Raw genomic sequence first — 7,617 nt, forward strand, 5'->3', positions numbered from 1 at the left:
TCCCAAGTATGTCGATCCAGGTCGAAGATTATTTCGCGCGCGAAACTTTCCAGAAAATGAAAGCGTTCGCCGACAAGCAGGAAACCCCGTTCGTGGTGATCGACACCGCGATGATTGCCCAGGCCTACGACGACCTGCGCGCCGGTTTCGAATTCGCCAAGGTCTACTACGCCGTCAAGGCCAACCCGGCGGTGGAAATCATCGACCTGCTCAAGGAAAAAGGCTCGAACTTCGACATCGCCTCGATCTACGAGCTGGACAAAGTCATGAGCCGTGGCGTCGGCCCGGAGCAGATCAGCTACGGCAACACCATCAAGAAATCCAAGGACATCCGCTACTTCTACGAGAAGGGCGTGCGCCTGTACGCCACCGACTCCGAAGCCGACCTGCGCAACATCGCCAAGGCCGCGCCGGGCTCGAAGGTCTATGTGCGGATCCTCACTGAGGGCTCGACCACCGCTGACTGGCCGTTGTCGCGCAAGTTCGGCTGCCAGACCGACATGGCCATGGACCTGCTGATCCTGGCCCGTGACCTGGGCCTGGTGCCGTACGGCATCTCGTTCCACGTCGGCTCGCAACAGCGCGACATCAGCGTCTGGGACGCGGCCATCGCCAAGGTCAAGGTGATCTTCGAGCGTTTGAAAGAAGAAGACGGCATCGTCTTGAAGCTGATCAACATGGGCGGCGGCTTTCCTGCCAACTACATCACCCGCACCAACAGCCTGGAAACCTATGCCGAGGAAATCATCCGTTTCCTGAAGGAAGACTTCGGCGACGACCTGCCGGAAATCATCCTGGAGCCAGGTCGTTCGTTGATCGCCAACGCCGGTATCCTGGTCAGCGAAGTGGTGCTGGTGGCGCGCAAGTCCCGTACCGCCGTCGAGCGTTGGGTGTACACGGACGTGGGCAAGTTCTCCGGCTTGATCGAAACCATGGACGAGGCTATCAAGTTCCCGATCTGGACCGAGAAGAAAGGCGAGATGGAAGAAGTGGTCATCGCCGGCCCGACCTGCGACAGCGCCGACATCATGTACGAGAACTACAAGTACGGCTTGCCGCTGAACCTGGCCATTGGCGATCGCCTGTACTGGCTGTCGACCGGTGCGTACACCACCAGCTATAGCGCGGTGGAGTTCAATGGGTTCCCGCCGTTGAAGTCGTATTACGTTTAACGCTGGCTGTCGAAAAGGTCCATGAACATGGACCTTTTTTTATGTGCGCAACCACCTCTCAAACTCATCCAGCAGCGTCATGCATTCGTCGAATGTCCTGCTGGCTGTGTTCAATCTCAAGTTCAGCTCTCCCAGGCTCTGGGCATAGCTCGCTCGCTGGAGCTCCAGCACCATACTGTCTACGCCCTGATATAACGCTTGGGCAAGCAGCCCCATGTGCGAATTCAGGTTGCTGAAAGTATTGAACAAGGACGCGATATCCGCCTCGTATTCCGCAGCCCTGCCCGAGGCATCCTCGCTGGTAAACGCCAAATCCCATGGCGGTGTGGTGCTGGCCTCCTGGAACAGTACCTGCGCCACCGTCGGTTGAGCATGACAATGACAGGACCGGTGATCCATGGCCTTCCTGAATACCGCGTTCACGCCGAACGACTCTTGGTTGATCTCGGCGAACTTGAACACCAGTTGCCGAATTGCGCTCCTGACCCGAATGAAACGAAGGTAAAGCTCGTGAATGAGATCCTCCGTATGCTTTGGTGGCGACAGGATCCAGCGTTCGGCACGGGAAAAACTGAAGAGATTGAAGTCCACCTCAACCAGGGGCTCGCGTCGGGAGGTCCGCGCCGTAATCTCCTGCGCCTCTTGCCTGAGCAAGTTCAGCTCTTTGCCATGGGCGCTGCTGAGCGCCTTGATCTCATTGACGTTGCTATCCAGCGCCAGGAGAGACACCCCATTGAAGTAAGCGTAGTTCAATCTTGAATCTGCCGCGAGTGCAGTGACTTGATGTCCAGCTGCGCGCCGTCGCTCGAAAACAACCGGTATTTTTTCAAACACCGAGCGCAAGGTGCACAGAAAATAGATATAACGATCCAATGCCCTGCGTTGCTCCTTGGTAAAAGCATAGCCAAACTCATTCACGATATGCCCTCACGATGACGGTCTCTCGGACCGCCACCGTTCATATGAATTTTGTCCGACTCACGCTGATTCCGGCTTGAGGCGCTTGATCAATCGCGAAGTGGGCGCAGGTATTGAGTAATAGCTGGAATAACAGCAATCACATTGCTGGCCTGTACTTCGATGGGCAGCGATGTGTCTGGCTCAAACGCGCGCGAGAACATCCCATAGGCGTCAACCACCGGGGTCAGTGCCTTAACGTAATCCCAGCGGAAACTGTCTACGTTATCGAGGCTTTCAATCAGGTTCATTTTTCCTTGAATGACTGGTACCTCCCCAGACCAGCTCATTGCTTCCGCCCTCAGTTGGTTAGCCCTCTCGCTAAGCCTTTCGTACCCCGCAACCATATTGAGATAGGAAAACGTTTCGCCAATGCCCGCGATAACTTTTTTCAAGGTGTCCAGGGCCAACAATGCAACTTGCACCTGAGGAGGTGCCATACCCATGGACATAAGGCTGTCCACCGTTAGCTGCGCCTCTTGGCCAATTTTCTCGACACCACTTTTACCGATCAACTGGATCGCATCGGACACTGATTCCATCTGAGCGAGTAACTCGACACGCTTGGCTTTGGCTCTATTTTCTTGCGCCTGCGCAAACGTCCGGTCCTGCTCCAATGCAAGCATCCATTGTTTCGACATGTCCCTGTCGTAGTGGGCGCTGAGGTTGGTTTTGATCTGTTCCAGATCGCCGGCCTGCTGGCTTATCGCACGGAATGCGTTGCGAAGCTCAACTTGCATATCCAGGCGCAACTCGCTCTTTTCAACCTCATCGGTAATTTCCTCCCATTCCTCCTGATAACCGTTGAGAACCGTCATTATTCGATTGAGGTTATTGATCGTCGTTTGTGCACTGTTGCGCACGCCGAAGGTTTGACGATTGGCAATGCTGGCCAAACCCGTCATCCTACCCACCACGTGCGGCATATAATCATGCCGTTGAGCAAGCAGCTGTACCTGCGTGTTGTGAACTTGAATGTCTGAGTTATAACCACGCAACGCCGTAACGTTGAAATGTGGGTAGTCCGAACCGCTAGGCAGTAGAGACATAGATGCCATCCTTACTCTGATAAAATTACCAGCGTCAATTTCTCGCTGGGCTTGTTCGAAAATCGCGACGAGAGCCTTGGAACTGCGGCCTATGTCCTGCCTCCAAGGCGTAACCACCGCTGTGAGATGCCTGATAAACGACCTCAGCGCCACAGCATCCTGGACCCTGTTAACCGAAGCCAGAGAGTCACCTATGAATTGGCTGAGTGCATTCCAGACCAACATCAGGTTCTGCGTCGCCACTTCAGCTTCAATCGTGACACTGGTCAGATTCTGAAGGTCGCCTCGCACGCGATTCAAAGAACCAAGTGTTTGATTTTTACTACCCAACTTTTGAATGGCGCTATCCTGCAGCAGTTTCAGTTCATTACGCTTCTTGCGCAACGCCTCTGCCTGTACGCCTTGGTATATACCTAGAATCAACCCTGCAACATTCAAAGTGGCTGCAGCGACAATCGCCTCTTTAACCATTTGGCCGTATTGCTTGTTTAACTCATCAATCTCTGCGGCACGCTGGTCAATTTCTTCCTGAAGGATCTGGATATCCCCCGCATAGGTATTCTCACTCACAGCCTTCAACCGCAACTTTACTTCCGGCAGAACTTTTTCACGCAGGTCGGTACCAAAATTATCCAGCTCCAGCCGTACCTCCTCTGCTTTCGCATGTCGGAACTTTATCCCGGTCAATATGACATCAAGATACTCTTTTATCTCTTGAATATCTGCAGGCGCTACTGCCGGATCAGGGAGTTCAGGCAGTCTGGCCTTGAGCTGTAGAAAAGCTTCAACCGAATCGATGTTGTGTTCTTCCAAGTATCTGGAAGCTTTAAGATCCTTATAAACCTCAATGATCCCGTCACCATAATCGATAATCGTGTTAGCAAAACCTTGCAGGTCAGTCCCCGTCAACTGAATTTTTTCACGCAGCGGCGACCAACGTCGGGCGTGATCATATGTAGTACTGAACGTCTTCACAAAATCCAAGGCCGTCAGCCCAGGGCTTCCCATATCACCAGCGCCGTAATTCAAATAGGCAACCACATCATTTATCCGAGTCGGCAGCGACAAACCCAGCACTTCGTACCTCCTCAGGCTGATGATCTGCTCCTTCGTTAATTGTATTCCCGGTTCCCTGCTGTACTGCCCATCATCTCCCAGAGACGCTTCAACAAAAACCTTGGGCGCTTCTACGGCCGCCCTGACCACCTCATCCTTCAACTTGACTTCCATCGTAGACTTCCTGTCTTAAGAGCCACAAAATTAATACGTCGATCATTCATGAAATCTTTCCAGCTGTTAGTTGATCACGCCAAAAGACTCTAGGGCAGTTTTACAATGACTCACAACAGCTCAAATATTAAAAAATAAAACATCCGAGCACATCGAACAACAGCCTGATAGGACTGACACACGATAAAGCCAACTGAGATCACCTGACCTTTCACGTACTGACGAAACTTATCGAAAGAAAACTTGCGGTAATGCCAGAGCCTGTCCTATTGAAAGAGGCGGCGCCGATAGGAATGGCCCACACAATGACCAGGCATCCTCGATCCATTTCGCCCACAAGGCTGCCGGACGGACGGTGCTGTTGAGTACCAACTTCCATTTCTGAAGAAGTTAGCTGACCCGCGGCGAGGGAGCTTGCTCCCGCTGGGCCGCGAAGCGGCCCCTGCCTGGATGACCAATGCTGCGCAGCCGGGCGGGAGCAAGCTCCCTCGCAGAGGATAGCTGTAGGCCAAAAAAACCCGTTCATACAAATGATCGGGATTTTCAGGTGTGTTTATGAATGCTTCTCGATAACACACGGCATAATGCACGCCGTGAAGATCCAATTGAATGAACAAGGCGAGCGACGTGTTGAAGAAAACCCTGTTCCAGTTGCACTGGCTTTTCGGCATCAGCGCCGGGCTGGTCCTGGCATTGATGGGCATTACCGGTGCGACGGTATCGTTCCAGGACGAGATCCTGCGAGCGTTGAATCCGCAGGTGCTGACGGTTGAAAAACAACCGGCGGGCGTCCTGCCGCCCGCAGAACTGGTGGAACAGGTCGAAGCCGCGTCCGGCAAGACCGTCAACATGCTCTGGGTCGAGACCGACAGCGGCAATGCCGCGCGAGTGATCTTCACGGCCCCGCCCGGGGAGAAACGCGGGCCGATGCAGTACTTCAATCCCTACAACGCGCAGTTCATGGGCGATGTGGTGGGCCAGGACTTCTTCGGCCTGGTGCTCAGGCTGCACCGCGTCCTGACCTTGGATGACGTAGGCCGGCAGATCACCGGTGCGTGCACGCTGATCCTGGTGTTTTTCTGCCTGTCCGGGATGTACCTGCGTTGGCCGCGGCAATGGAAAAACTGGCGCGCCTGGCTGACCCTCGATTGGGCTAAGAAAGGTCGCAGCTTCAATTGGGACTTGCACTCGGTCGCGGGCACCTGGTGCCTGGTGTTCTATCTGCTGGCCGCCCTGACCGGGCTGACCTGGTCCTACGACTGGTACAACAAGGGCGTGACCCGCCTGCTCTCCGATTCGCCCAAGGATGAGCGCGTGCGCAACCGCGACCCCGTGCCAAACGGCCCGGCGCCGATTGCCGATTATCGGGCGATGTGGAGCAGCATCTACAGCGCCGCCGGCCCCGACCTGTCGGCCTATAACGTGCGCATGCCGCCGGTAGCCGGGCAACCGGCGACCGTCTTCTATCTGTTGAAAAACTCGCCCCATGACCGCGCACTGAACCAACTCATCCTCGACCCGGCCACCGGCGCAATCAGCCGTCACAGCCGCTACGGCGACAAAAGTCTCAAGGCGCAATTGCTGACGAGCATCTACGCGCTGCATGTCGGCAGTTACTTCGGGCTGGTCGGCCGGATCCTGATGACGGTTGCCGCGCTCGCCATGCCGCTGTTTTTCATCACCGGCTGGTTGCTGTACCTGGACCGTCGACGCAAGAAGCGCCAGGTCCGCCAGGCTCGCCAAGCGTTGGCTGAAAGCCCGGGTGATGCCCCGGCATGGTTGATCGGCTTCGCCAGCCAAAGTGGGTTTGCCGAGCAATTGGCCTGGCAGACCGCCGGACAACTCCAGGCCGCCGGGCTGCCGGTGAACGTCCAGCCACTGGCGGGCGTCAGCGGGCAGGATCTGAACAGCGCCACCCGCGCCCTGTTCGTGGTCAGTACGTTTGGCGACGGTGAAGGCCCGGACAGCGTCCGTGGTTTCGAGCGCAAGGTGCTAGGCCAGGCCTTGAGCCTTGAGCGCCTGCAATATTCGGTGCTGGGCCTGGGCGACCGCCAATACGAAAACTTCTGCGGCTTCGCCCGTCGCCTTCATGCCTGGCTAGCGGAGCACGGCGGCAAGACGCTGTTTGCGCCGGTGGAAGTGGACAGCGGCGACCCCTATGCCTTGCGGCACTGGCAGCAACAACTGGCCGAACTGACCGGCCAGGCTCCGGCGAACGCCTGGCAGCCTCCAAGCTTCCAGAACTGGACATTAAGCCAACGTACCCTGCTCAACCCCGACAGCAGTGGGTCCGGCGTCTACCGCCTGGGCCTCACCGCCCCCGGCCCGAGCAGTTGGCTGGCCGGCGACCTGGTGGAAATCCTGCCGCGCAATGACCGGTGGGCGATTGAACATTTCCTCGATGGACTGAGCATCCCCGGGGTTGCCCGGGTGCACGTCGATGGCTTGCAACAGACACTTGAACAGGCCTTGGCGACGCGCCAGTTGCCGGAAAACCGCGCCCACCTGGTAGGCCTGCACGCCCAGGCACTGGTGGAAGCACTGGCGCCGCTGGGCATGCGCGAATACTCCATCGCATCGATTCCCGCCGACGGCGTTCTGGAGTTGATCGTGCGTCAGGAACGTCATGCCGACGGCAGCCTGGGCGTCGGCTCCGGCTGGCTCACCGAGCATGCACCGCTGGGCAGCCCTATCAGCCTGCGAGTACGGCGCAACAGCAGCTTCCATTTGCCACCGCAGGGCGTGCCGATGATCCTGCTGGGCAACGGCACCGGCCTGGCCGGCCTGCGCAGCTTGCTCAAGGCCCGCATCGCCGAGGGCATGCAGCGCAACTGGCTGCTGTTTGGCGAGCGCAACCGCGAGCACGACTTCCACTGTCGCGATGAATTGCAGGAATGGGTGACCTCCGGCGACCTGGAGCGCCTGGACCTGGCCTTTTCACGGGATCAGGAAGCGAAAATCTACGTCCAGGATCGCCTGCTGGAATCCGCGGCGCTGCTCAAGCAGTGGCTGGCCGATGGCGCGGTGATCTATGTCTGCGGCAGCCTGCAAGGGATGGCGTCAGGGGTGGATCATGTGCTCAATCTGGTGCTGGGCCGCGAGGAAGTGGAAAAGCTGGTCGAGCAAGGGCGATATCGGCGGGATGTGTACTGACGTAACGCTTATCCAGAATTCAACGAAATCCCCTGTGGGAGCGAGCTTGCTCGCGA

The 7,617-nt window shown here is 56.8% G+C and carries 4 protein-coding genes; 2 read left to right on the plus strand and 2 right to left on the minus strand.

All coding sequences use genetic code 11. The features are described 5' to 3' along the window. Nucleotides 1-8 precede the first annotated feature (8 nt). Nucleotides 9-1,172 carry a type III PLP-dependent enzyme gene (locus OC610_RS16995; protein ID WP_030139810.1) on the plus strand — a complete coding sequence of 388 codons (1,164 nt, stop codon included), beginning with the start codon at nucleotides 9-11 and terminating at the stop codon, nucleotides 1,170-1,172. A 39-nt stretch (nucleotides 1,173-1,211) separates the two neighbouring features. Here the strand turns inward: OC610_RS16995 and OC610_RS17000 are convergent, their stop codons facing one another. Together OC610_RS17000 and OC610_RS17005 are read right to left on the minus strand one after the other, a co-directional pair. Beyond that, a complete protein-coding gene (locus OC610_RS17000) occupies nucleotides 1,212-2,090 on the minus strand; it encodes a hypothetical protein (RefSeq protein ID WP_264429238.1) in 879 nt (292 codons plus the stop codon). An 89-nt stretch (nucleotides 2,091-2,179) separates the two neighbouring features. Further along, nucleotides 2,180-4,408 carry an alpha-xenorhabdolysin family binary toxin subunit A gene (locus OC610_RS17005; protein ID WP_264429240.1) on the minus strand — a complete coding sequence of 743 codons (2,229 nt, stop codon included), beginning with the start codon at nucleotides 4,406-4,408 and terminating at the stop codon, nucleotides 2,180-2,182. A gap of 627 nt (nucleotides 4,409-5,035) precedes the next feature. On the opposite strand from OC610_RS17005, the gene OC610_RS17010 reads away from it, so the two are divergent. Next, nucleotides 5,036-7,561 (plus strand): sulfite reductase flavoprotein subunit alpha, encoded by a 2,526-nt coding sequence (locus tag OC610_RS17010; protein ID WP_264429243.1) that lies wholly within the window; start codon nucleotides 5,036-5,038, stop codon nucleotides 7,559-7,561. Nucleotides 7,562-7,617 lie beyond the last annotated feature (56 nt).

The organism is Pseudomonas agronomica, from assembly GCF_025917275.1.
In the GTDB taxonomy this organism is placed as follows: domain Bacteria; phylum Pseudomonadota; class Gammaproteobacteria; order Pseudomonadales; family Pseudomonadaceae; genus Aquipseudomonas; species Aquipseudomonas agronomica.

Excerpts from the sequence above, each read along its gene's own strand:
- OC610_RS16995 (WP_030139810.1), top strand. The coding sequence starts at position 9 with ATGTCGATCCAGGTCGAAGATTATTTCGCGCGCGAAACTTTCCAGAAA.
- OC610_RS17005 (WP_264429240.1), bottom strand. The coding sequence starts at position 4,408 with ATGGAAGTCAAGTTGAAGGATGAGGTGGTCAGGGCGGCCGTAGAAGCG.